Annotated in this window: 19 protein-coding genes; 4 read left to right on the top strand and 15 right to left on the bottom strand. The window is 72.4% G+C overall.

The annotated features are described in order from the left end of the window. Positions 1-231: 231 nt before the first annotated feature. From thrB to dtd, 11 genes are all read right to left on the bottom strand, one after another. Complete coding sequence (gene thrB, locus ABH926_RS48580) at positions 232-1,260, bottom strand: homoserine kinase (protein WP_370374206.1); 1,029 nt, start codon at positions 1,258-1,260, stop codon at positions 232-234. 53 nt (positions 1,261-1,313) lie between these two features. Continuing rightward, the gene (gene thrC, locus ABH926_RS48575; RefSeq protein ID WP_370374205.1) at positions 1,314-2,369 is read right to left on the bottom strand and encodes a threonine synthase; all 1,056 of its coding nucleotides are present in this window, start codon (positions 2,367-2,369) and stop codon (positions 1,314-1,316) included. A gap of 29 nt (positions 2,370-2,398) precedes the next feature. Further along, positions 2,399-3,694: a homoserine dehydrogenase gene (locus ABH926_RS48570; RefSeq protein ID WP_370374204.1), complete on the bottom strand. Its 1,296-nt coding sequence runs from the start codon at positions 3,692-3,694 to the stop codon at positions 2,399-2,401. A 128-nt stretch (positions 3,695-3,822) separates the two neighbouring features. Then, the gene (lysA, locus tag ABH926_RS48565) at positions 3,823-5,220 is read right to left on the bottom strand and encodes a diaminopimelate decarboxylase (RefSeq protein ID WP_370374203.1); all 1,398 of its coding nucleotides are present in this window, start codon (positions 5,218-5,220) and stop codon (positions 3,823-3,825) included. 35 nt (positions 5,221-5,255) lie between these two features. After that, positions 5,256-6,935 carry an arginine--tRNA ligase gene (argS, locus tag ABH926_RS48560; protein WP_370374202.1) on the bottom strand — a complete coding sequence of 560 codons (1,680 nt, stop codon included), beginning with the start codon at positions 6,933-6,935 and terminating at the stop codon, positions 5,256-5,258. A 5-nt stretch (positions 6,936-6,940) separates the two neighbouring features. Further along, on the bottom strand, positions 6,941-7,330 hold the full coding sequence (locus ABH926_RS48555; protein ID WP_370374201.1) for a response regulator: 390 nt from the start codon (positions 7,328-7,330) through the stop codon (positions 6,941-6,943). Between the two features lie 30 nt (positions 7,331-7,360). Next, entirely contained in the window at positions 7,361-8,572 is a 1,212-nt protein-coding gene (locus tag ABH926_RS48550) for a hypothetical protein (protein WP_370374200.1), read from the bottom strand. After that, on the bottom strand, positions 8,569-8,904 hold the full coding sequence (locus ABH926_RS48545; RefSeq protein WP_370374199.1) for a PadR family transcriptional regulator: 336 nt from the start codon (positions 8,902-8,904) through the stop codon (positions 8,569-8,571). The genes ABH926_RS48550 and ABH926_RS48545 overlap by 4 nt, the downstream gene beginning before the upstream one ends. Positions 8,905-9,032: 128 nt before the next feature. Continuing rightward, positions 9,033-10,712, bottom strand: a complete 1,680-nt coding sequence (locus ABH926_RS48540; RefSeq protein WP_370374198.1) for a DUF885 domain-containing protein — start codon at positions 10,710-10,712, stop codon at positions 9,033-9,035. Positions 10,713-10,732: 20 nt separating this feature from the next. Beyond that, positions 10,733-12,019: a S8 family serine peptidase gene (locus ABH926_RS48535; RefSeq protein ID WP_370374197.1), complete on the bottom strand. Its 1,287-nt coding sequence runs from the start codon at positions 12,017-12,019 to the stop codon at positions 10,733-10,735. A gap of 174 nt (positions 12,020-12,193) precedes the next feature. Beyond that, the gene (gene dtd, locus ABH926_RS48530) at positions 12,194-12,640 is read right to left on the bottom strand and encodes a D-aminoacyl-tRNA deacylase (protein ID WP_370374196.1); all 447 of its coding nucleotides are present in this window, start codon (positions 12,638-12,640) and stop codon (positions 12,194-12,196) included. Positions 12,641-12,684: 44 nt separating this feature from the next. Between dtd and ABH926_RS48525 the strand changes: the two genes are divergently transcribed. Further along, on the top strand, positions 12,685-13,554 hold the full coding sequence (locus ABH926_RS48525) for a metal-dependent hydrolase (protein ID WP_370374195.1): 870 nt from the start codon (positions 12,685-12,687) through the stop codon (positions 13,552-13,554). Positions 13,555-13,721: 167 nt separating this feature from the next. Here ABH926_RS48525 and ABH926_RS48520 read toward each other — a convergent pair whose 3' ends face one another. Continuing rightward, on the bottom strand, positions 13,722-15,020 hold the full coding sequence (locus ABH926_RS48520; RefSeq protein ID WP_370374194.1) for an MFS transporter: 1,299 nt from the start codon (positions 15,018-15,020) through the stop codon (positions 13,722-13,724). 125 nt (positions 15,021-15,145) lie between these two features. Here ABH926_RS48520 and ABH926_RS48515 point away from each other — a divergent pair, with 125 nt between their 5' ends. Together ABH926_RS48515 and ABH926_RS48510 are read left to right on the top strand one after the other, a co-directional pair. Next, positions 15,146-16,039, top strand: coding sequence for an ADP-ribosylglycohydrolase family protein (locus ABH926_RS48515; RefSeq protein WP_370374193.1), 894 nt, complete (start codon positions 15,146-15,148; stop codon positions 16,037-16,039). After that, the gene (locus tag ABH926_RS48510; RefSeq protein ID WP_370374192.1) at positions 16,036-17,283 is read left to right on the top strand and encodes a serpin family protein; all 1,248 of its coding nucleotides are present in this window, start codon (positions 16,036-16,038) and stop codon (positions 17,281-17,283) included. The genes ABH926_RS48515 and ABH926_RS48510 overlap by 4 nt, the downstream gene beginning before the upstream one ends. Here ABH926_RS48510 and ABH926_RS48505 read toward each other — a convergent pair. From ABH926_RS48505 to ABH926_RS48495, 3 genes are all read right to left on the bottom strand, one after another. Beyond that, entirely contained in the window at positions 17,217-18,047 is an 831-nt protein-coding gene (locus ABH926_RS48505; protein WP_370374191.1) for a hypothetical protein, read from the bottom strand. The genes ABH926_RS48510 and ABH926_RS48505 overlap by 67 nt on opposite strands. A 234-nt stretch (positions 18,048-18,281) precedes the next feature. Continuing rightward, positions 18,282-20,951, bottom strand: coding sequence for a DUF6493 family protein (locus ABH926_RS48500; RefSeq protein ID WP_370374190.1), 2,670 nt, complete (start codon positions 20,949-20,951; stop codon positions 18,282-18,284). 14 nt (positions 20,952-20,965) lie between these two features. Next, positions 20,966-22,366 carry an SWIM zinc finger family protein gene (locus ABH926_RS48495; protein WP_370374189.1) on the bottom strand — a complete coding sequence of 467 codons (1,401 nt, stop codon included), beginning with the start codon at positions 22,364-22,366 and terminating at the stop codon, positions 20,966-20,968. Positions 22,367-22,539: 173 nt separating this feature from the next. Between ABH926_RS48495 and ABH926_RS48490 the strand changes: the two genes are divergently transcribed. Continuing rightward, positions 22,540-23,724, top strand: a complete 1,185-nt coding sequence (locus ABH926_RS48490) for an ROK family protein (RefSeq protein ID WP_370374188.1) — start codon at positions 22,540-22,542, stop codon at positions 23,722-23,724. Positions 23,725-24,007 lie beyond the last annotated feature (283 nt).

Below are 24,007 nucleotides of genomic sequence, written 5' to 3'. Positions count from 1 at the left end.
AAGTTCGGCACAGGCCGGTCGCGGATGCTTTTCACACGGGATACCTAGACCGCACTCGCGCGAATCGCCGCCGCCGACGGTCGTGCCCGCCAAGGGAGGGGAGTCGCGCTGTCGCTCACCAGTGGAGACGTAGGTGCTCGACAGGAGAGTAACACCTCGTGGTGGTCAACGGGACGCCGAGCTTGACGCGCCGTCCCAAGGAAAACCATACGCGGGCGCTGCTCTCATCAATCACAGTCCCCCGTGGCGTGGGTTTGAACCCCTCTCCGATCCGTCCGATCGGTCGGAATCCAGTCCCCGCCCCGCGCCTTCGGTCGAGCTCAAGGATACCGCACCGGCGCTGTCGACGGCGAGGCCGAGGGCCTGCCAGCCGGCCGGCGCGGCCTTGCCGCCGGCCTCGATCACCGCCTGGACCTGGTCTTCGGTCGTCAGAACCAGAACGGTCGGGCCGGCGCCGGAGACCACCGCGGCGTGCCCGGCCGCGCGCAGCTCGGCGATCAGCGCCGCCGAGGCCGGCATGGCCGGCGCCCGGTAGTCCTGGTGCAGGCGGTCCTGCGTGGCGGCCAGCAGCAGGTCGGTGCGGCCGCCGATGAGCGCGGCGGACAGCAGCGCGGCGCGTCCGGCGTTGCGCGCGGCCGCCTCGTGCGGCACCAGCTTGGGCAGCAGACCCCGCGCGACCTCGGTGGACAGGCCGTCGGCGGGCACGAACGCCACCGCCCGCACGGCCGGGTCCGGGACGATCGACAGCACCCGCGCGCTGGCCGCGGCGGCATCGGAGATTTCACCCGCTTGGTCCAACCAGGCGATGGTGAACCCGCCGCGCAGACAGGCCGCCACGTTGTCGGGGTGCCCCTCCATCTCCGTGGCCAGCTGCAGCACGGCGTCGTCGGACAGCGTCGCCCCGACGGTCAGCGCCCGCGCGGCCACGATGCCGGCGCAGATCGCCGCCGCCGAGGAGCCCAGGCCCCGGGCGTGCGGGATCCGGTTGGCGCACACCAGCTCCAGGCCCGGCGGCCGGGCCCCGAGCCGGTCGAAGGCCGCGCGCATGGCGCGGACCACGAGGTGCCCCTCGTCGCGGGCGACCGTGTCGGCCCCCTCGCCGGCGACGTCCACCTTCAGTCCGGAGTCCGCTATCCGGACCATCACCTCGTCGTACAGCCCGAGCGCCAGGCCCAGGGAGTCGAAGCCGGGTCCGAGGTTCGCGCTGGTGGCCGGTACGCGGACGCGCACCGGGGCGGCTCGGAAGACAGGGCTCGGCATTGTGCTCCGTTCGTGCTCCGGACAGGAAGCCCTCAGCTTTATCAGAACGTTCCTTAGCTGAGGCTGAGAGCCTCGGCCACCGCGGTGACGTCGGCCGGCACCGCCTCGGGAAGCGGGGGCGCGGCCTTGACCGCCCACTCCGGGTCCTTCAGGCCGTGCCCGGTGACCGTCACCACGATCCGCTTGCCGGACTCCAGCCGTCCGGCTTGAGCCAGCTTGAGGATCCCGGCCACGCCCGCGGCCGAGGCCGGCTCGACGAACACGCCCTCCTCGGCCGACAGCACCCGGTGCGCGGCCAGGATCTCCTCGTCGGTCACCGCCTCGATGACGCCGTCGGAGTCCTCGCGCGCGGCGACCGCCAGATCCCAGGACGCCGGGTTGCCGATGCGGATGGCGGTGGCGATGGTGTCCGGGTGCTCGACCGGGGCGCCGTGCACCAGCGGGGCCGCGCCGGCGGCCTGGAAGCCGAACATGCGGGGCGTGTGCGAGGCCTGACCCTCCTTGGCGTACTCCTGATACCCGAGCCAGTACGCGGAGATGTTCCCGGCGTTGCCGACCGGCAGCGCGTGGATGTCGGGGGCGTCGCCGAGCACGTCGACGACCTCGAACGCGGCGGTCTTCTGGCCGTGCAGCCGGACCGGGTTGACCGAGTTCACCAGCGCCACCGGGTACTTGGCGGCCAGCTCGCGGGCCAGCCGCAGGCAGTCGTCGAAGTTGCCCTGGACCGGCAGCTGGGTGGCGCCGTGCGCGAGCGCCTGGGCCAGCTTGCCCAGCGCGATCTTGCCGGCCGGCACCAGCACCACCGGCTTGAGGCCGCCGCGCACGGCGTAGGCCGCCGCCGAGGAGCTGGTGTTGCCGGTCGAGGCGCACACCACGGCCTCGGCCCCGGCCTGCTTGGCCAGCGAGATCGCGGTGGTCATGCCGCGGTCCTTGAAGGAGCCGGTCGGGTTCATGCCCTCGACCTTGATGAACACCTCACAGCCGGTGAGCGCGGACAGCCGCGGGGCGGGCAGTAGCGGCGTGCCGCCCTCGCCCAGCGTGACCACGGGCGTGCCGGCGTCGACCGGCAGCCACTGTCGGTACTCCTCGATGACGCCTCGCCAAGCCATGTCCGCCGGTCTCCTTGGGGGATGAGGTGTTATTCGGATTCCACGCGCATGACGCTGGACACGTCACGCACGAAGTCGAGCGCCCGCAGCCGGTCCACGGTCGCGGTCAGGGCCGCGTCCGGGGCCAGGTGCGTGACGATCACCAGCTGCGCGTCCAGGCCGCGCCCGGACTGCCGCACCGTGGCGATCGACACGTCCTGTTCTGCGAAGATACCGGCAACCGCGGACAGCACGCCCGGCTTGTCGTCCACGTCCAGGCTGATGTGGTAGCGGGTCCGCGCCTCGCCGACCGGGCGGACGGTGAGCGCGGCGTAGGCCGACTCGGCCGGCCCGCGGCGCCCGGTCACCTTGTTCCGGGCGGTCGCGACCAGGTCGCCGAGCACCGCCGAGGCGGTCGGCGAGCCGCCGGCCCCGGGGCCGTAGAACATCAGCTGACCGGCGGACTCGGACTCGATGAACACCGCGTTGTAGGCCTCGCGCACACCGGCCAGCGGGTGGCTGCGCGGGATCATCGCCGGGTGGACGCGCGCGGAGACCTTGCCGGCCTCGGGGTCCACCTCGCAGATGGCCAGCAGCTTCACCACCGAGTTCATCGCCCGGGCCGAGGCGATGTCCGCCGCGGTGACCTCGGTGATGCCCTCGCGGTGCACGTCGGAGGCGGTGACCCGGGTGTGGAAGGCCAGCCCGGCCAGGATCGCGGCCTTGGCGGCGGCGTCGAAGCCCTCCACGTCGGCGGTCGGGTCGGCCTCGGCGTAGCCCAGCGCGGTGGCCTCCTCCAGCGCCTCGGTGAAGCCGGCGCCGGTGGTGTCCATCCGGTCCAGGATGAAGTTGGTGGTGCCGTTGACGATGCCCAGCACCCGGTGCACCCGGTCGCCGACCAGCGACTCGCGCAGCGGGCGCAGCAGCGGGATGGCGCCGGCCACCGCGGCCTCGTAGTAGAGGTCCACGCCGTGTCTCTCGGCGGCCTGGTACAGCGTGGCGCCGTCCTCGGCGAGCAGCGCCTTGTTCGCGGACACCACGGACTTTCCGGACTCCAGCGCCGCCAGGATCAGCGACCGGGACGGCTCGATCCCGCCGATGACCTCGATCACCAGGTCCACGTCGTCCCGTTTGACCAGGGCCTCGGCGTCCGTGGTGAACAGTTCCGGATCGACGCCGGCCACCTCGCGCGCGCGGTTCGGCCGGCGCACGGCGATCCCGGCCAGCTCCAGCGGGACCCCGACGCGCGCGGCCAGATCGGCGGCGTTGGCCGTCATCAGGCGCGCGACTTCCGAGCCGACTACCCCGCAGCCCAGCAGTGCCACCTTCAGCGGCTCAGTACGCATCGTGAAATCCCCATCGCCTCGGTCGGTGCCACACACGCCGGCGGGTATGGCACTGTCAGTCTTGTCAGTCTCGCCGAATCCCACTCCTCGACAACCCGTCGTCCGGGATGTGGGACCGCCGAGGAGCGCTATCCCAGGTCCAGCCCCAGCAGGTCGTCCTCGGTCTCGCGCCGCACGATGACCCGCGCGGCGCCGTCCCGCACCGCGACCACCGGCGGCTTGAGCACGTGGTTGTAGTTGCTGGCCATGGAGCGGCAGTAGGCGCCGGTCGCGGCGACCGCCAGCAGGTCGCCGGGCGCGGTGTCGCCGGGCAGCCAGGCGTCGCGGACCACGATGTCGCCGGACTCGCAGTGCTTGCCGACCACCCGGGTCAGCGCCGCCTCGGCCCGGCTGGCCCGGTTGACCAGCGCGACCGTGTACTCGGCGTCGTACAGGGCGGTGCGGATGTTGTCCGACATCCCGCCGTCCACCGAGACGTAGGTGCGCAGGCCCGGCAGCGGCTTCACCGTGCCGACCTCGTAGAGCGTGATCCCGGGGGGACCGGCGATGGCGCGGCCGGGCTCGACGGACAGGCGCGGACGCGCCAGGCCCGCGGCGTCGCACTCGCGCGCCACGATCTCCTTGAGCCGCCGCGCGGTCTCGGCGACCGGCGCCGGGTCGTCGGCCTCGGTGTAGGCGATGCCCAGACCGCCGCCGAGGTCCAGCTCGGGCAGCTCGATGCCGTGCTCGCGCTTGATCGCGGCCAGCGCCTCGGTCAGCCGGTGCGCGGCCACCTCGAAGCCGGCGGTGTCGAAGATCTGGCTGCCGATGTGCGAGTGCAGCCCGGTGAGCTCCAGGTGGTCGGCGTGCTTCAGGATGCGCGCCACGGCCTCGGCCGCCGCGCCGCCGGCCAGCGAGAAGCCGAACTTCTGGTCCTCGTGCGCGGTGGCGATGAACTCGTGGGTGTGCGCCTCGACGCCGGCGGTGACCCGCACCATCACGCGCTGCCGGACACCCCGGTCCGCGGCGATGGCCGCCAGGCGCTCTATCTCGTCGTGCGAGTCGACGATGATCCGGCCGACCCCGGCGTCCACCGCGCGCTCGAGCTCGGCCACGGACTTGTTGTTGCCGTGGAAGCCGAGGCGGTGCGCCGGGAAGCCGGCGCGCAAAGCGACCGCGAGCTCGCCGCCGGAGCAGACGTCCAGGTGCAGGCCCTCCTCGGCGGCCCACTTGGCGATCGCCACGGACAGGAAGGACTTGCCCGCGTAGAAGACGTCGGCTTCCGCGCCGAACGCCTCGACCCACTCGCGGGCCCGGCGCCGCCAGTCGTCCTCGTCGACGAGGTACGCCGGGGTGCCGAACTCCCGCGCCAGCTCCCGCACGTCGGCGCCGGCGAAGGTGAGCGCCCCGGACTCCTCGTCGCGCGCCACCCCGCCGGGCCAGATCCTGCGGTCCAGCCGGTTGAGGTCCGCCGGAGCGGCGCCGTGGCCGCCCTCCGGCAGCACGTCGGCGTAGCGGGGCCCGGCGGGGTGCGCGCTTCTGCTCATGGACCGAAAGTGTTCCCTACTTCAGGTCCGATTTGTCACATGCGCTCAGGTGCCGAGACGCCGAGAAGGTCCAGACCGTTGCGGAGCACGGTCTGAGTGGCCTCGACCAGCCAGAGCCGGGCGCGGTTCAGGTCGGTCGGCGCGTCACCGCCGAGCGGGAGGATGCGGCAGTCCTTCTTCTCGGACTGCCAGGCGTGGTACTTGCCGGCCAGGCCCTCCAAGTAGTGCGCGACCTTGTGCACCGCGCGCGTCCCGGCGGCCTGCGCCACGACCCGGGGGAACTCGGCAAGCGCCGCGAGCAGTTCCTCCTCGCGCGGGTGCACGAGCAGCTCCGGCTTGAAGTCCTCGGCCGTGCCCTTGTCGAAGCCCAGCTCAGCGGCATTGCGCTTGACCGAGGCCATCCGCGAGTGCGCGTACTGGACGTAGTAGACCGGGTTCTCGGCTTTCTGCGAAGTGAGCAGGTCCACGTCCAGCACCAGCTCGTGGTCCACGCTGGAGCGTGCCAGCGCGTAGCGCGCCGCGTCCACGCCGATCAGGTCGATCACGTCGTCCAGCGTGACGATGTTCCCGGTCCGCTTGGAGAGCTTGACCTCCTCGCCGTCCTTCACCATCTTCACGAACTGGCCGATCAGGACCTCGATGTCCTTCTCCGGGTCGTCGCCGGAGCACGCGGCCATCGCCTTGAGTCGGCCGACGTAGCCGTGGTGGTCGGCGCCGAGCATGTAGATGCACGGCGAGTAGCCGCGGTCCCGCTTGTTCAGGTAGTACGCGCAGTCCGCGGAGAAGTAGGTGCGCTCGCCGTTGGAGCGGACGATGACCCGGTCCTTGTCGTCGCCGAAGTCGGTGGTGCGCAGCCAGACCGCGCCGTCCTGCTCGAAGACGTGGCCCTGCTCGGCCAGCCGGTCCGCGACGCCCTCGACGTCGCCGGAGTCGTGCAGCGTCTTCTCGGAGAACCAGACGTCGAAGTGCGTGCGGAACTTCTCCAGCGACTCCTGCTGGAGCCGCAGCTGGAGCTTGTACCCGGCGGTGCGGAAGGCCTCGACCTGCGCCTCGGCCGGCATCTGGGTCAGGACCGGGTGCTCCTCCAGGATCGTCTGAGCCAGATCCTTGATGTACGCGCCCTCATACAGGCCCTCGCCCGACGGCACCTCCTGGCCGTTCGCCCGCAGCGCCAGCGACTTGCCGAAGTTGTTCATCTGGTTGCCGGCGTCGTTGATGTAGAACTCGCGCGTGACGTCGGCGCCGGCGGCCTCCAGCAGCCGGCCGAGCGCGTCGCCGACCGCGGCCCACCGGGTGTGGCCCAGGTGCAGCGGCCCGGTCGGGTTGGCGGAGACGAACTCCAGGTTGACGATGTGGGCCGCGAAGGTCTCGCTGCGCCCGTACGCCTCGCCCTGCTCCACGATGCTCTTGGCGAGCTCGCCGGCGGCGCCGGCGGCCAGCTTCAGGTTGAGGAACCCGGGCCCGGCGATGTCCACGCCGGCGATGCCCTCGACCTTGCGCAGGCGCTCGGCGAGCAGCTCGGCCAGCGCCCGCGGCGGCATGCCGGCGGCCTTGGTGAGCTGGAGGGCGACGTTGGTGGCGTAGTCGCCGTGGTCGCGGTTCTTCGGTCGCTCGACGGTCACGGTTTCGGGAACCGCGGTCAGGGTCAGCGCGCCGTCGGCGACGGCTTCCTTGACGGTGTCGAGGACGGCCTGGGAAAGCTGCTCGGGAGTCACCCGGCCTAGGTTACGGGACGCGAGGCCAGCTCCCGCACCGCGTCGACCAGGTCCACCGGTTCGAAGGGCTTGGTGATGTAGGCGTCGGCGCCGGCCGACTCACCGAGCCGCCGGTCCTCGGGCAGCGCGGCGGCGGTCACCACGACCACCCGCGGACGGCCCAGGGCCGGGTCGCGCTTGAGGCGCCGGAGCACGTCCAGACCGCCGGGGCCGGTCTCGGGCAGCAGCAGGTCCAGGGTCACCACGTCGGTGCCCGGCACCAGTTCCAGGCACCGGGCGCCCGAGTCGGCCTCCTGGACCTCGAAGCCCTCCAACTCCAGGTTGATACGGATCAGAGTCCTGATGGTGTCGCTGTCGTCGACCACCAGGACGCGCCCCGAACCTGAGTTGTTCACGGGGCCACCGTAGCGGGCGAATATGAATCTTCAACCCGTCGTGCTGCTCGGCGCCGGAGTCGACGGGAGCGTGGAGGACGGCTGCGCTCCGGTGGCGCCACCGGTGGGCGTGGTGGAAGGCGTGGCGGGCGGCGTTGTGGAAGGGGTCGTCGAGGGTGTAGCAGAACTCTGAGGCCCGGTCGGCGTCGAGCCCCGGTGTACCCCGCGCGGAATGTTCACCAGCGGCGGCGGAACCGTGACGTAGCGCCGACCGCCGTTGACGTTGTCCCACTGCTGCTGGAACAACTGCCGCGGGTAGGCGTTCGGCACCAGCGCACCGTTGCCGTCCAGCCAGCCGTTGTTGTCGATCTCCGACCCGTACCCGTTCATGAACGGATCGGCACCGACCGGCTGGCCGTCCTGGTCGTAGACGAGGACACCGTCGAGCAGCTTCCCGCTCTGGTCGTAGACGTACAGGTTCGAGATCTGCTTGCCGTTCTCTGCAAGCCCCTGTTGCGGCGCCCCTTGGACATAGGACACACCCGAAGCTGTCTGGGTGTAGTCGTCCTGACCGCCGGCCGACGACAGCGCCATCGCGACGGTGAACAGGACGAGGATGCCCTCCCCCGCTCCCATGGCCCGGCGCCGCCAGCCCTCCGGTACCGTCCGGCGGGCCGCGTACACCGACGCCGGGACCGCGACCAGCAACGCGATGAAGCCGGTGAACGTACTGTTCCCGACCTGCGGGATGAGCGCGAAGTCGTGCCACGGATCAACGTTCGTCGTCATCACCTCCAAAAGCCGCACGGCGACCCAGCCGCGCAGCACCCACCACGCGGGACGCAGCGAGGGCAGGAAATCCAGCACCTCGCGCCCCGCCCGGTACTGGCGCGCCCGGCCCTCCGCGTCCGCCAACGTCTGGCGCGCCCTGGCCCGCAGCGTCCGCCGCGGCCGGCGTGCCCCGCCCGAGCCGCTCCCCTCTCCCGGCTCCGGCAGCCCGGCCGCCTGTCGCAGTTCCCTGGCATACGCCGCCGGCGCGCCAAGCCGCTCCCGCAGCGTGCCCGCGTCCTCGGTCGCCACCTCGCGCAGATGGTCCTCCAGGTCTTCCAGCAGCTCGGCACTGTCCGCCTCGGGCAGGTCGGCGAACTGCGCCCGGACCTCGGCCGCGTACCCGGCCACCTCGTCGCCGACGGCGCCGGCGCCGTCGGCGTCACGGTCCCGGTCCCGGTCGCCGCCCACACCCTCGAACTCCTGGGAACTCATGCCCGATCTCCCCTCTCCGCTCCGAGCAGCCGGTCCATGGTCCCGGCGAACACCCGCCACGTCGCCGTGGACTCCTTCAGTTGCGCCCGCCCGCTGGCGTTGACCCCGTAGTACTTCCGGTGCGGCCCCGCCTCCGAGGGCACCACGTAACTCGTCAGATATCCGTTGGCGTACAAGCGCCGCAGCGTTCCGTAGACCGACGCGTCCCCGATGTCCTCGAACCCCGCGATCCGCAGCCGACGGACGATGTCGTAGCCGTATCCGTCCTCGTCGACCAGGACCGCGAGCACCGCCGAGTCCAGGACGCCCTTGAGCAGTTGTGTGGAATCCATCGCCCCTCCTGTGCGGAACACGGTACTACACATTGCACAGTACTGCGTGAAGAAAAAGAGCCCGGACTCCGAGAAGTCCGGGCTCTGAGTCAGAACAGAGCCACGCGCGCGTCGAGCGCGCCGCCCGCCTACAGCCGGCCGAGCGCCTCGCGCAGCGGCTTGAGGCCGATCGAGCCGAGGTCCAGGGCCTGCCGGTGGAAGGTCTTCAGGTCGAAGTCGGCGCCCTTGCGCGCCTCGGCATCGGCGCGCGCCTGCAGCCAGATCCGCTCGCCGATCTTGTACGCCGGCGCCTGGCCCGGCCAGCCGAGGTAGCGGTCCAGCTCGAACGCGAGCTGCGCCTCGGTGGTGTTGACGTTCGCCGTCATGTACTCCCAGCCCAGTTCCGGGGTCCAGCGCTCGCCGCCGTGGTCGGCGCCGTTGCCGAAGTCGGTCCCGGCCGGGATCTCGAACTCCAGGTGCATGCCAAGGTCCACGACCACGCGCACGGCGCGCATCATCTGGCCGTCGAGCATGCCCAGCTTGTCGCCGGGGTCGGCCAGGTAGCCCAGGTCGTCCATCAGCCGCTCGGCGTACAGCGCCCAGCCCTCGCCGTGGCCGGAGACCCAGCACATCGAGCGCTGCCAGCGGTTCAGCACGTCCTTGCGGTAGGCGGTCTGCGCGCACTGCAGGTGATGCCCCGGGACGCCCTCGTGGTAGACCGTCGTGGTCTCACGCCAGGTGGCGAACTCGGTCTGGCCCTCGGGCACCGACCACCACATGCGGCCCGGCCGCGCGAAGTCCTCCGACGGCGGCGTGTAGTACATGACGCCGTCGTGGGTCGGGGCGATCATGCACTCCAGGCGGCGCACCGGCTCGGGGATGTCGAAGTGGACGTCGGCCAGCGCCTCGACGGCGGCGTCGGACTTCTCCTGCATCCAGGCGCGGAAGTTGTCGGCGCCGGTGATCTGGCGGGAGGCGTCGGAGTCCAGTGCGGTCAGCGCGTCGGCCAGCGAGCCGCCGGGCACGATGCGCGCGGCGGTCGCGGCCATCTCGGCGCGCAGCCGGGCCACTTCCTCCAGGCCCCAGTGGTAGGTCTCCTCCAGGTCGATGACGTCGCCGAGGAACTCGCGCGAGGCGCGCTGGTAGCGCTCGCGGCCGACGGCGTCCTTGGCCGGCGCCGAGGGCAGCAGCTTCTCGGTGAGGAAGCGGCCGAACTCTGCGGTCGCCTCGGTGGCCGCCACCGCGCCGCGGTCCAGGTCCGCGCGCACCGCGCCGGCGGCACCGGTGCGGCCGACCAGGCCGGTCCAGAAGTTCTCCCCGCCGAGCTCCCCGTTCCAGTCCTTGGCCTGCTTGGCACAGGCCAGCACCTGGCGCCGCGCGGAGGTGCGGCCGTTCGCCGCCGAGTCGGCCAGCGTCGCCTTCAGCTGCTCCAGCGCCTCCGGCACCGCCGCCAGACGCGCGGCGATGTTCGCGTGGTTCTCCTCGCCGTCGGTGCTCATCTGGTCGAACACCGACCGCACAGCCTGGAAGGGGCTGGCGAGCACGTTCAGCGCGGCGGTGTCGTCGCCGGCCTCGTAGGTCTCGACGGCCAGGGCCAGGCGCTCCTCCATCGCCTCCTTGGCGACGCGCTCGTTCTCGTCCGCGGGCTCCAGGGCCCGGATCGCCGCGAGGGTGGTCGCCGTCAGCGTGTTGCGCTCGGCGAACCCTTCCAGTGAGTAGTCGGTCAGCTCATGGTCGTGCCCGGCGACACCGAGGTCGGTGGCGAACTGCGGGTCCAGTTCGACATAGCGGGCGACGTAGTCTTCGGCGATCTCATTAATGGACGTCACAGCCCCGACCCTATGACACCTCACACCCCGGCGCGCGAGCCCTTTACGCGCCCCCGGCGCGCCGCCGCGACGGCCACCGGAGCGGCCAGCACCAGCACCCCGGCGGTGCTGACGGCCAGCGCGATGCGGGACGCGCCGCGGTCGTGGCCTGGCACGGCGGCGTCAGCCGGCGAGACGACGACTCCAGGACCGGCCGACGGGTCGGGGCGCCGCTCGTCCGGCAGGTCCTGCGAGACCGCGCGGTAGGGGTCGACGACGCCGTAGCCGGTCACCGGATCCGCCGTGGCCGGCGTGCCCGCCGCGCTGGAGGGGTTGGCCACCGGCGGGTCGGCGGTGGCCTCCAGCCGTTGTGCCACCTGCCAGTTGTGCAGGGTCGGCCGGTAGGACAGGACGAGGGCAGCGACGCCGGAGACGTACGGCGCGGCCAGGTCCGTGCCCTGCATCGCGGTGAGCCCGTCCGGATGGCCGGCGGCCGGGACCGCCATCCGGCCGCCGGGCGCGGACACCAGAGCCCCGGTGCCGCTTCCGCTCCCGCCCCCGGCCGCGTTCCGCGGTCCCGGCGCGATGGCGCTGCCGTCCACGTTGATCGCCCCGACCGCCAGCACCCCGGAGGTCGCCGCCGGATAGCTCTTCGGCCAGGGACCGACCGCGGCGACGATCAGCACGTCGCTGGCCAACGCGTTCTGCACCGCGGAGCGCAGCTGGGGCGAGTCGTCGGGGACGCCGATGGAGATGTTGATGATCCGCGCGCCGGCCGCCGTCGCGGTCCGGATCGCGTCGGCGAGCTTCACGGAGCTGCCGGGCGTGTTCGGGTCGTAGGTCTGCCGGATCGGCAGGATCTGCGCCTCCGGCGCGACCCCGGTGAAGCCGAACAGGCCGCTCTCCTTGCCGGCGATGATCGCCGCGACCGCGGTCCCGTGGCCGCTGCAGTCGTAGTCGGCGGTGTCGCCGGGGTCGACGACGCTCGGGCCGGGCAGCACCGCGTCCGGCGCGAACGCCGGGTTCGACGGATCGACGCCGGTGTCGATGACCGCGACCGTGACGTCCTTGCCGCGGTTCAGGTACCAGACGCCGGCCTGGCTCAGGCCCAGTCGCTGCTGCGGCCACAGCAGATCCGGCTCGGCGTCGCCGGCCGGCAGGTCGGGGGCCGGGAGCGGCGCGGTGCAGTGGCCGGCGCCGGCGACCGGCGCGCCACCATATATCTGCCCGGCAAGTGATTGAGAAGCCTGAGCCGCGGCAGTGCCCGAGAACAGACATCCGGCCGCAAGGAATGCGACGGTGAGTGTGCGCAGGGAAGGGCGAGGCATGGGTTCACCACCGGTCGTGAAAGCGCGCGCCGGGTTCTCGCGACGGCAGCGGAAAACCGCGTCCGACGTGGCCACCAGGTCGTGATTGTCGAGAATGATATAGAGCCGCGGACCGCTCGACCAGGCCTGTGCCGATAACTGTTTCGAAGGGTTTTCCCAGCGCCCTTCGGGGTTTCAGACCTCCAGCACGACAGTGAAAGGACCGTCGTTCACGAGCGCCACTTTCATATCCGCGCCGAATCTGCCGGTCTCCACTTTCGCCCCGAGCCCGCGCAGTTCCGCGACCACCGCCTCGACCAGCGGTTCGGCCACCGGTCCGGGCGCGGCAGCGCTCCAAGTAGGGCGGCGGCCCTTGCGGGCGTCGCCGTAGAGCGTGAACTGGCTGATTACGAGCAGTGGCCCACCGAAGTCGGAGCAGGACTGCTCGGTCCCGGGCTCGCCGTCCGGGCCCTCGAACAGGCGCAGACTCCACAGCTTGCGGGCCAGCTGCGCGGCCTTGGCGGGGGTGTCGTCGTGGGTGACGCCGACCAGGACGGCCAGGCCCGGGCCCGGAATCGCCCCGACCACCTCGCCGGCCACCGTCACCGACGCCTCACTCACCCTCTGGACCACGGCTCGCATGCGCCTATTCTCCCCTGCCGCGCCGCCGATGAGACGATGGCGCCATGGCACAGCTCACCACCACTCTCGTCACCTTCCCCGCCGGCGCGACGTCCGGGAGCGCGACCGTTCTGGCCGTGCGGCCGCTGCCCGAGGGCGCGGGCGTGATCGTCGACACGACGCCGTTCCATCCGCTGGACCACAGTTGGCCCGACCAGCCCGGCGACACCGGCGTGCTGATCGCCGCCGACGGGGCGGAGCACGCCGTCGCGGACTGCGTCACCGGCGGGGTGGGCCCGGACGGGGCGTTCGCGGTCGGCACGGACATCCCGGTCCGCCGGGGCGATGAGACCTGGCAGTGGCTGGCCGTGCACGTCCTCGACGGCGCGGACGCCCCGGCCCCCGGCGCGACGGTGGAACTGCGCGTCGACGAGGCCCGCCGCGCGGCGCTGTCCGCCTCGCACACCGGCTGCCACCTGATGGCCCTGGCCCTCAACGAGGCGCTGGCCGACCGCTGGCGCAAGGAGGTCCGCACCGACGGCCTGGGACAGCCCGACTTCGACAGCGTCGCGATGGACACCTCGCGGATCGGCCTGGACGCCAGCACCGACCGGTACCGGCTCGGCAAGTCGCTGCGCAAGAAGGGCTTCGACCCCGAAGGGCTGCGCGAGGCGCTGCCGGAACTGACGGAGAAGATCAACAGCCGCCTCGCACAGTGGCTCGCGCAGGACGCCGCGATCCGCATCGACACCCCCGGCCCGGAGCTGACGGCCCGCCGCCAGTGGGTGTGCGAGCTGCCGGAGGGGACGGTGGAGATCGCCTGCGGCGGCACGCACCTGCACCGGCTCGGGGAGTTGGCTTCGCTGACCGCGGAGCTGACGCTGTCGGAGGACGGGAGCGAGTTCGTGGTGGTGACGACGCCGAAGCGCGGCTAGGCGGCGCTTCCACGGCGGGGTCCCGGATTCCTGGTGCGGAATCCGGGACCTGATCCGGGACGTGATCCGGGACCTGATCCGGGATGTGATCCGGGACGTGATCCGGATTTGGTCCGGGACATGAGCAGTCGCGCGGAGGACCCGGCGACCCGCGTGGAAGCTCGCCGCTAGCAGGCCGCCGTCGCCAGTCCGGCGTTCTCGGTATCCATCACGGCGCCCGCGCCGACAGGTACCTCGTCGATCGCCTCGGCGACAGCCGGCACCGCCACGCGCTCCGTCCCGGTCTTCGCGAACCGCTGATACGCCAGCATCGCGGCGGCCAGCACCACGCCGATCGCGCCGGTCGTGGCGAAGGCCCACGGCGGCGAGGAGGCGTCCACCACCGTGCCGGCCAGCGGCGCGCCGATCGCACCGCCCAGGGTCATCGCCGAGCCCTGCAAGCCCATCGCCTGACCGCGCGCCGAGGCCGGGACCGCGGCGGCCACCGACTCGGCCGTGGACGCCAGCGTCGGCGCGCACATGAAGCCGGCGGGCAGCAGGATCAGCGCCAGCCACCACCACCCGAACTGGCCGACGAAGCCGACCGGGATGGTGCCGGCGCCCAGCAGCAGCATCAGGACCGGCAGCCGCCACGGCCGCTCGGTCGAGCCGTGCCAGAAGCCGCCGATCAAGGACAGCAGGCACCAGGCGAAGATGCACACCCCGGCCATGCTCACCGCGTTCTGCTGGCGCAGCAGCGCGGTGATCGAGATGTCGGTGCCGGCCAGCACCAGGTTCGCCGCCAGGCCGGTGGCCAGGACCAGGACGAAGGCCGGCCGGACCCACGTGCTCGGCGGGACCTTCTCCGGCGGCGCGCCGTCGCCGCCGGCGGCCGCGTGGCCGATCGGCGGGTTCAGCACCCACAGCGTCAGCACCGACCCGACGGTCAGCACGCCGATCGCCGCCATGGTGACCGTCGCGGTGTGCATCGAGGTGATGGTCGCGATCGCCAGCGCCGGGCCGACCATGAAGACCAGCTCCACGATCATCGAGTCCAGGGCGAAGGCCTGACGGCGCATCGCGTCGGGCACCCGGGCGGCCACCGCCTGCCGGATCACCGAGAACACCGGCACCCCGAGCACGCCGCCGAGCACGAACGTGGTCACCAGCAGCAGCGGATAGGACAGGAACGGGGCGCTCACCCAGTACGCCGCCTCCGACACCCCGGTCAGCAGCAGCACCGGTTTGAGCCCCCGATGGTCCACCATCCGCCCGAGCAGCGGCGATCCGACGCCCATGCCGATGGTCATCACCATGCTCGCCAGACCGGCCGCGGCATAACTGCCGCCCTGGTCCAACACGATGTGCAGGGTGAGCGCCATGGCCTTGGCGGTCAGCGGCAACCGCGCCACGAAGGCGACGACGAACAGGGCCCGGGTGCCCGGGATGGCGAGAATCGGCTTGTAAGGGGTGATGAGCTTGAGCACTTGTTTCCTTCCCACGCAGATCATCGCAGACACCGCCGACAAAGACGAGTGGGATACGAGGCGGATGACAAGCCCGGGCCGAAGCGAAGTGAGTTAGTGGTATGCCATGCGGTAAGAAGTGGAACATGACCGACGACCGCCGCCTTGCCCGCGCCGTCGCGTCGCTCCGCGGCCTGGCCGTGGGCGACGCGGTGGGCGCCTGCTACTTCATCCCGCTGAACCAGCCGCTCCTGACCGACCGCCGCCTGCCCCCGGACCCCTGGTACTGGACCGACGACACCGAGATGGCCTGCTCGGTGCTGGCGGTGCTGCGCGACCACGGGCACGTGGACCAGGACGCCCTGGCTTACTCGTTCGCCGCCCACCACGACTTCGACCGCGGCTACGGCGCCGGCGTCAACCGCATGCTCCGCCTCATCCGCCAGGAGGGCGCCGACTGGCGCGAACTGGCCAAGGCCATGTTCGACGGCAAGGGCTCCTGGGGCAACGGCGCCGCGATGCGCGTCGCGCCGCTGGGCGCCTGGTACGGCTCGGCGGACCTGGACCGCGTGGTCGCCGAGGCGACGGCGTCGGCGGAGGTGACGCACACCCACGCCGAAGGCGTCGCGGGCGCGGTGGCGATAGCCGTCGCCGCCGCCCTGGCCGCCGACACCGCCCTGAGCGGCCACGACTTCCTCGACGAGATCGCCGAACGCACCCCGCCGGGCCTGGTCCGCGACGGCATCGGGAACGCGATGACGCTGCTGCCCCTGACCGACCCGCGCAGCGCCGCGGCGTCCCTGGGCAACGGCCGCTACATCTCGGCCCCGGACACCGTCCCCTTCTGCCTCTGGATCGCCGCCAAGCATCTGGACGACTTCGAGAACGCCTTCTGGGACACCGCCTTCGTCGGCGGCGACATCGACACGACCAGCGCCATCGTCGGCGGCATCGTGGCCGCCCGGGTCGGCGTGTCGGGGATCCCCGCGCCGTGGCTGAAGCGGTGCGAGGCACTGCCGGAATGGGTGGGCGTCGAATGACGGCGGTCGAGCACGTCAATGCCCTGACGAAGCGCTGGCTGGCGGAGGCGGGCGCCGACTCGGCGGTCCTGTCGGCCGTCGGCGTCTGGCCGCTGCTGGCGTTCCTCGCCGACGGCGCTGCCGGCGCCGACGACGCCGACGAGACGCGCGCGGAGTTGTCCGCCGCGATCGGCGTCCCGGCCGAGGAGGCGGCACGCGCCGCGCGCGAACTCCTGGAAGTCGTGACGCACACGCCCTCGGTGAAGACGGCGCTCGGGCTGTGGACGCGCGACCAGGTCCGTGTTCGTGAGGACTGGCTCGGACGGCTGCCGGGCGGCGTGCACGGTGAGCTGACCGGCGAGCCGGGGATCGACCAGACGCGGCTGGACGCCTGGGCTTCGGAGCGGACCGAGGGTCTGATCCCTCAGCTGCCGATCGAGGTGAGCGCGGAGACGATGTTCGTCTTGGCGAGCGCGTTGTTGGTCAGCGTCACGTGGCGCAACGAGTTCACAGCGACCACCGACATATCGGCCGGGCCGTGGGCCGACGCTCGAGGTCGGCTTGAGTGCCTGCGCCAGTTCGACGCGGACCTCGATCTGTTGCACGTCGCCGACACGCCGATCGGTCGGGTCACCGCGGTGACCGTCGAGGGCGACGAGGACGTGGATGTCGTGCTGGTCCTCGGTCCGGCGGAGACTTCGCCCTCGGAGGTGCTGGCGGTCGGGACCGCATTGATCGGTGCCCCGCGCCACCCCATGACGCGGGGCACCGATCTACCCGTCGGCGATGCCGGACCGGGTGTCCTTGTGGAGACGGTCGAGTCCATCTGGAACCAGGACAGCCTGGTGACGACGACGGTCCCGTTCCGTATCGCGGCGCGGCACGATCTGCTGGATCGGGCCGCGCTTTTCGGGCTCCAGAACGCCATGGTCGATAGCGACGGCCACTTCCCGGGCGTCAGCGACTACCCGCTGTACGTGCAGCAAGCGGTCCAGGACGCCGTCGCGGAGTTCAGCAAGACCGGCTTCCGGGCGGCGGCCGTGACCGCGATCGACATGTTCGGCACCGGCGCGCCGCGGGAAAGGTACCAGGTGCGGCGCGTGTCGGTCACCTTCGATCGGCCGTTCGCCTACTACGCGGTGCATCGTGACAGTGGCCTGATTCTCGTCGCGGGATGGGTCACTGAACCGTCGCGCGCTCAGGACGTCTCGTCCGGCAGCGCGGAGCGCCACCGGCAGATCCGCGGGCCGCTGTCGGTGCGGTAGACGATCGTGGCGGGCTGCGGCTGCCGCGTATTGACGTCGGTGCACGCGGCCCGCACCGCGTCGGCGGCCGGACCGTCGATCGTGCGCAGCTCCAGGCAGGTGTTCGGCTGGCCGGTCCCCGGCTGCGGCAACGCCTTGGGCCAGGGCTGCTCGGGCCCGCCGGCCCCCGACGGGCACGTCACGGCGTAGCGCACCTTGGTGGTGGTGTACGGCGTGGTGGCATCGGAGGTGAGCGCCTGTAGCTTGGCGAACGCATCGGCCACCGGCGCGGGGAACCGCGACGCGTTACCGGCGGCGAGCCCGAGCGCACTCACGGTCTGATAGGTCCCGCCGGGCTGGTAGACGCCGAGGACGGTGGTGGCCACATCAGGGATGGGGTGGCCGCCGTTCGGCTGCAGCACGGTCTTGGTGGGCTGGCCCGCCAGATCCTTTTGCAGGGTGCTGACGAGGACGTCGAGCGCACCGGGGGTGAACGTGAGGCGCTTCTGCCCGTTGAAGACGACGGTCCCATCGGAGTACACGACCACCGCCGGCACCGCCAGATCACCGCGGACGGCGAACCCGCCGGAGTAGCTCAGCTCGGCGACCCGCGTGAGCGTGCCGGCGGGTGGCAGGAGCGGGGGTGATGGGCTCGCGGCGGACGGGCTCGTGATAGACGGGCTCGCGTCGGCCGACGGCGGGGGTGCACCGCCGCCTGCCTTGGCGGAGCTTTGACAACCGGCCACGCTGACGATGAGCGCGACCGCGTACAAGTACTTGCTCATCTTCATATGGCTTGGACGTCGGCGGGGAGGAGCCGGTTCCCTCCACCAGGGTTCGCATTCGCTACCAAAACCGCACCGCGCCGCACTGGCCCGACCACCGCACTGGCCCGACCACCGAAGAACCCGCGCCGCGACCAGCCGATCGCCGCAGCACCCGACCGCCCGCCCGCCACCGAAGCCGTCCCGCCCCGCGCCGAAGCCCGAGGCGGCCCCCAACCGCGTCGCGCCCCGCCCTCACCCCGCCGCCAGCACCGCCTCCAACCGCCGCGCCGCGTTCGCCACCGCGCTCCCGCCCTTCTTCTGCGCGAGTGCGCTCACCTCGGCGATCGGCGTGCGCTCGGCCAGCGTTCCGGCCAGTTCCGTGGCCAGGACCAGCAGATCCGCCGTGCCGGACAGGGTCTTCGGCACCGCCGGCGGCAGCACGCCGGGCAGCGCCAGTGCGGTCGCCTCCCAGACCGCGCCGGCCGCGCCGCCGTTGGCCAGGTCGCGCAGGGCCGGGACCGCGCGGCGCATGCCCGCTGCCGATGCCTTCAGCTCGGCGGCCAGGGCTGCTCCCAGCTGCGCCGGGTCCAGCAGGCCGCGGGCCGCCAGGACCAGTGCCGCGTCGACGCCCGAGGCGCGCAGGCGCACGTCGTCGTGCACCAGGCGCGCCGCTATCACGTGGTGCGTCGCGGTCTGGGTGCCGTCCTGTTCGGCGAGGACCACCGCCGACTCCGGCGAGGGCGGGGCCGTGCTCCAGTCCACGCCGCCGATCATCGCCGTCGCGGCCAGGTCCGGGCGGCCGGGGAGGATCGCGGGCCAGCAGGCGGTCCAGTCCGACTGGTCCCAGCAGCGCTCCGGCTCGTGCCAGACGCCCGGGGCCAGGTCCAGCAGCGTCTCGGGGACCAGGGCGTGGCCCCGGGTCGCGAGCCGCAGGGTCTCGGCCCGCGGGCGGGCGCGTCGCAGGACGAGCGTCTGCGGGTCCGGCATCTCCGCCTCCGGCACCGCGATCCGCTCCCCCGCCACCCACGCCGCGAAGCGCGAGCCCGCCTTCGACGTGAAACCGCGTGTGTCCACGTCCCCGCAGTCGTCCGGCAAGCGCAGCAGCGCCTGATGGAAGTCCGCCTCCAGCGGCGTCCAGCCCCGGGCCTCGCACTCCCGCAGCCGCGCGGCCAGCACCGCCGCGTCGATGCTCCCGGTCGGCGACGTCGGCACCGACACCAGCGGCGGCAGGTCCGGCATGCCCAGCGCGGCGTGGATCTCGGCGGCGCGCAGGATGAGGAAGTCGGCGGGCGTCGTCCGGGTCCGCCGCCACCAGCCGCGGCCCGAGGTCCGCGCCCGCGACCACAGCTGTTTCACCCCGGCGCGATGCGGATAGCGCCGCGAGTCCCGATCGATGCCGGCCGCCGCCACAGCGAGGACACACAGCGAGCTGCGCGGAGTCAGCGCCGACTGCGTCTGCGCCCAGTCCCACCCCGGACGCCACCGTTCGACGACCGGCGCCAATGCCTCCCGCAACGCCGCCGAATCCGTCCGTTCGAACGCCACCACCGCTTCCAGCACCCGCTCGAAGACCATCGCCTCGACCGGATCGGCGTGCATCAGCGACCCGATCACCTCGGCCAACTCGGCGGGCGAAGCGATCGGCGGCAGCAGCGGACGCGGCACATACGGCGCCACCTCCGGATAGCCGGCGTCGAGGCCCGGGCCGCCGGTCATCGAGTCCTGCGACACCCCGAGCAGCCCGGCGAGCGTCGCCGCCAGGTCCGGGGCAAGGTAAATCTGCGCCTCGGCGAGCAGCCGGGCCCGCTCGTCCTCAGCCAGCGACTTCCCGTGCTTGCCGACCAGCTTCACCGCGCGCTCCTGCAGATCCGCCGCCTGCGCGCCGAAGGCGATCGCGATCGTCCCCACCAGCTGCCCGGCGCGGCCCGGGTTCCCCGCGGCCAGCGAGTCCAGCCAGCCCAGGGTGGCCTTGACGACGTTCTTCTCCGACCGGGTCACCGCGATCGACGCGGCCTCGACGGCGAGCTCGATGTCGAGAAGGCCGTGGTCGGACACCGTCTTCAGCGCGACCAGGAACGTCCGCGCGACCGTCCCGCTCTGGGAGGACAGCAGGCTGATACAGCTGGACACCCGCTGGACGACCTCGCCGTCGACCGGCTCGAGCCCCTTCCAGAACGCCAGGTGGTCCTGCATCGCCCCGGGCCGCCCGCCGCGCAGCAGCCGCCGCAGGCTGGCGTCGAGCACCTCGGCGCGAGACACCAGGCCCTGCTGCACCGCCGTGGTCGCGGCGACGTGGAACCAGGAATAGGACGAGAACAGATCGTCGTTCTCGTCGTTGTCGAAGAGCAGCGGCAGCACCTCGGCCAGCCGCGGGTAGGCCAGGATCTCGGCCTTGACCTTGTCTTCGTCGTAGATCCGCTGGAATTTCACACCCCAGGCGCGCACGAACTCCGGGGTGGGCGCCAGCCGGACGTCGGCCGCCTCGCTGACGGCGGCCACCAGTTCAAAGGCGTCTTCCGGCTGAAGCGTCTCCAGCAGGGCGCCGGGCAGGCCGGTGAGCCAAGCCGGAGCGCGCTCGGCCAGTACCCGCTGCGCGATGGCCGGCTCGTGGGAGTCGAAGGCGTCCAAACGCTGCAAACCCCGCAGGAACTTGGCCGTCGCGGAGGCGTTGGAGAAGACGGCCATCGCCGCCGGGGTCAGAGTCTGCCCGGCAAGCTTCTTGCGCTGGTAGAAGTCGCGCCATTTCTCCTCCTCGGTGCCGCGCCAGCTGATCGTGCGCAGGAACTCCTTCAGAGGCTTGATATAGGTGCGCCGCTCCTTCTCCGCCATCCCTTCGAAGAAGACGGCGACCGCTCTCGCGTCGCCGCCGGCCAGCAGGGCGGTGAAGTCCTCGACCGTGCTCACTGCGCTCACCGTGCTCATTGCGCTCACCGTGCTCATCGGGCCGCCCCCGCCATCGCCTCGTCCGAGTCGGCGTCGGCGGTATCCGTGACCCCGCGCTCGCCGCGCCGGTAGGCGTCGGCGGCGAGGATGTGCTTGCACGGCCCGCGCCCGCCCTGATACTTCGCGTACCACAGGCACGTGCACGACAGCGTGCCGTCGGCCACCGACCGCACCCGTTGCACGTGGTCCTCGACCTTCACCGTCGCGATATCGCCGTCCCAGCGCACCGCGTCGGCGTCGAGCAGGTCCCGGGCGGCGCGCAGGCGCGGGTTCTGCTTCGCGGCGCGTTCGGCGTCGTAGGGCAGCTCGCGGTGGAAGTACGCGGCGTCCGCGTGGTCGTAGCCGACGCGGCCGGCTGTCCCGAGCTGCGTCAGCGCCGCGCGGACCCGGTCCACCGGGAGTCCCGCCCGCTCGGCCAGCAGCGCCGGTTCGATGTGCGCGTCGAACGCCAGCAGGGCGGCGACCGTCTCGGCGTCGTCGATCACGTCGTCGCCGGCCAGGGCTGAGAGCACCGCCCCCTCGCCCGAGAAGCCCCGGGTGATCTCCGGGGACAGGGTCAGGACCAAGCGCATGCCGGGCAGGTCCAGCTGCCAGACGGAGGCCGCCGGGTTCGCGCCGCGTGCCACGTTCGGGCCGTAAACCCGGAGCTTGCCGCCGAAGCGGAGCAGGGGAAGCAGTTCCTTGAGACGCTGCGGGCCGGCGATGCAGATCGCGCCGGGGCCGGGGGACGCCGCCAGCCGCAGCGTGCGGCCGGCCGGGACCAGCCACTGCACGCCGCGCGGCGCGCCGGGCAGGCCGCGCAGGAAGCGCGCCGCGTCCGCCGCGCCGAGTTCGGCGCGCAGGTCGTAGCCCGAGGTCACGGCCTGGACCTCGGCGAAGCCGCGCAGCCAGCGGGGCGGGAGCGGGACCTTGCGCTCGACGACCGTGCCGTCGAAGGTGGTGGCCTCCAGGCCCTCCGGGCCGACCTCGAGCTTGAGCGGGTCGCCGCCCCGGACCCTGGTCAGCGCCAGGCGCAGGTCGTTGTTGACGTCCACGTTGGTGGTGCCGCGGTCCAGGGCCGTGCCGTCCATGCCCTCGTCCAGGACGTCGAGCCGGGCGTAGACGCCGCAGCAGCCGGAGAAGGACTCGAAGCGCAGGCGGTCGCCGTTGCAGGTGACGACCGGGTCGCGCAGGGCGGCCAGGTTCGGGCGCCAGTAGCGGGCCTGGGCGATGTTCGCCACGCCGAGCAGCGCGCCCGCGGCCGGCTCGGCCTCGCCGAGAAAGCCGGAGAAGAAGCGCGGGTGCGCGGCGGGGCCCGCAGTGGTGGTACCGCCGGAGGTCTGCAGATCCAGCATGCCGCTCGGGCTCAGACTGGACGCACGGACATATCCGTATATTTGGGCGGTGGAGGTCATGTTCTGAAGGTAGCGGCGGACACTGACAGCGCCGGAGGGGACTAATGTCGACTCGGGTTCGCTCAGGTGGGCTCAGTTCCGCACAAGAGCGTGCAGACTGAATAGTCTGACCAAGCCCGACCGAACCCGACCGAGCCTGATTCAGGCGCGATGCGACAAGGAGCCCGCGAGACGTGGAGTCCGCCTGGAACCGCAGCGTCCTGCGCACCAACAACGAGCGGCTCCTGCTCGACCGGCTGCGCGCCGACGGCGCCACCTCCCGCGCTGAGCTGGCCCGCCTGACCGGGCTGTCCAAGCCGACGGTGTCCACCGCGCTGGGCCGGCTGGAGCACGGCGGCCTGGTCCGCGAGATCGGCAAGCAGGCGGTGGCCGGCCGCGGCCGGTCCCCGGTGCTGTACGAGGCCGATCCGACCGCCGGCTACGCCATCGGGGTGGACGTCGGCCGCAGCTGGATCCGCGTCGGCCTGGCCGACCTGGACGGCACCGTCGTGGGCCGCAGCGACCACCCCAACACCGCCGCCGACGCCGACGGCATCGTCGACGCGATCGTGGAGCAGGCCCACGCCGCCACCACGGAAGCCGGCGTCGAGTGGTCGCGGGTCCTGCACACCGTGGTCGGCAGCCCCGGCGTCATCGACGCGGCGACCAACGAACTGCGCTACGCGGTGAACCTGCCGGGCTGGGGCCGCCGCGAGGTGACCGACCGCCTGGCCGCCAGCCTGGGCACCGGCCTGCAGGTCCTGAACGACGCCAACCTCGCCGCGCTCGGCGAGCACGCGGCCGGCGCCGGACGCGACCGGCGGCTGTTCGTCTATCTGCTCATCGGCACCGGCCTGGGCTCGGGCATCGTGGTGGACGGCAAGCTGTTCCCCGGCGCGCACGGAGCGGCCGGCGAGATCGGCTACCTGCCGTACGGCTCGTACGACGAGGACCGCCCGCCCGCCCGGGGACCGCTCGAGGACGCCGCGGCCGCCGACTCGGTGGTCGCCATCGCCCGCGAGCTGGGCATGGCCGACGTCGGCTCGGCGAAGGACGTGTTCCTGGCGGCGCGCGCGGGCAGCCACACCGCGCGCGAGGTCGTGCGCCGCGAGGCCGAGCGGCTGGCGCACGCCGTCGCCTCGATCGCCGCCGTCATCGACCCGGAGCTGGTGGTGCTCGGCGGCGGCATCGGCGACAGCGCGGACCTGCTGCTGGAGCCGCTGCGCGAGACGCTGGACAAGATGACGCCGCTGGTGCCGGAGCTGGCGGCCTCCGAGCTCGGGGCGAACGCGGTGCTGGAAGGGGCTTTGGCTTCCGGGGTGCGGACGGTGCGGGGGCTGGTTTTCGAGGCCTGGCAAGGGGTTCAGGAGGCGGTCTAGAGGCAGTCCAGAGGCGGTCCAGAGGCGGTCCCAGAAGCGGTCCAGGCGACAGTGGGGCCCCCCCCCCCCCGGCCCGGGCCCCCCCCCCCCCCCCCCCCCCCCCCCCCCCCCCCCCCCCCCCCCCCCGACCCCCCCCCCCCCCCCCCCCCCCCCCCCCCCCCCCCCCGGGGGGGCCCCCCCCCCCGCCCCCCCGGCCGTCCCCCCGTTAGGAACAGAGCATGAGCAGCACGTTCGACGTCCGCATCTGGGGCATCAGCCCCTACAAGGGAGCGAAGAAGACTAC

This window comes from Catenulispora sp. GP43 (assembly GCF_041260665.1).
GTDB lineage: Bacteria > Actinomycetota > Actinomycetes > Streptomycetales > Catenulisporaceae > Catenulispora.
Note: the sequence above shows the minus strand (reverse complement) of the source record. Positions and strands in the feature narration are given on the sequence as shown.

Bases quoted from the DNA above. Each gene is read 5' to 3' on its own strand.
- ABH926_RS48495 (WP_370374189.1), bottom strand. From the start codon at position 22,366: ATGACCTCCACCGCCCAAATATACGGATATGTCCGTGCGTCCAGTCTG.
- ABH926_RS48525 (WP_370374195.1), top strand. From the start codon at position 12,685: ATGGCACAGCTCACCACCACTCTCGTCACCTTCCCCGCCGGCGCGACG.
- ABH926_RS48545 (WP_370374199.1), bottom strand. From the start codon at position 8,904: ATGGATTCCACACAACTGCTCAAGGGCGTCCTGGACTCGGCGGTGCTC.
- thrB (WP_370374206.1), bottom strand. From the start codon at position 1,260: ATGCCGAGCCCTGTCTTCCGAGCCGCCCCGGTGCGCGTCCGCGTACCG.
- dtd (WP_370374196.1), bottom strand. From the start codon at position 12,640: ATGCGAGCCGTGGTCCAGAGGGTGAGTGAGGCGTCGGTGACGGTGGCC.
- ABH926_RS48550 (WP_370374200.1), bottom strand. From the start codon at position 8,572: ATGAGTTCCCAGGAGTTCGAGGGTGTGGGCGGCGACCGGGACCGGGAC.
- ABH926_RS48500 (WP_370374190.1), bottom strand. From the start codon at position 20,951: ATGAGCACGGTGAGCGCAGTGAGCACGGTCGAGGACTTCACCGCCCTG.
- thrC (WP_370374205.1), bottom strand. From the start codon at position 2,369: ATGGCTTGGCGAGGCGTCATCGAGGAGTACCGACAGTGGCTGCCGGTC.
- ABH926_RS48535 (WP_370374197.1), bottom strand. From the start codon at position 12,019: ATGCCTCGCCCTTCCCTGCGCACACTCACCGTCGCATTCCTTGCGGCC.
- ABH926_RS48515 (WP_370374193.1), top strand. From the start codon at position 15,146: ATGACCGACGACCGCCGCCTTGCCCGCGCCGTCGCGTCGCTCCGCGGC.
- ABH926_RS48570 (WP_370374204.1), bottom strand. From the start codon at position 3,694: ATGCGTACTGAGCCGCTGAAGGTGGCACTGCTGGGCTGCGGGGTAGTC.
- ABH926_RS48510 (WP_370374192.1), top strand. From the start codon at position 16,036: ATGACGGCGGTCGAGCACGTCAATGCCCTGACGAAGCGCTGGCTGGCG.
- ABH926_RS48505 (WP_370374191.1), bottom strand. From the start codon at position 18,047: ATGAGCAAGTACTTGTACGCGGTCGCGCTCATCGTCAGCGTGGCCGGT.
- lysA (WP_370374203.1), bottom strand. From the start codon at position 5,220: ATGAGCAGAAGCGCGCACCCCGCCGGGCCCCGCTACGCCGACGTGCTG.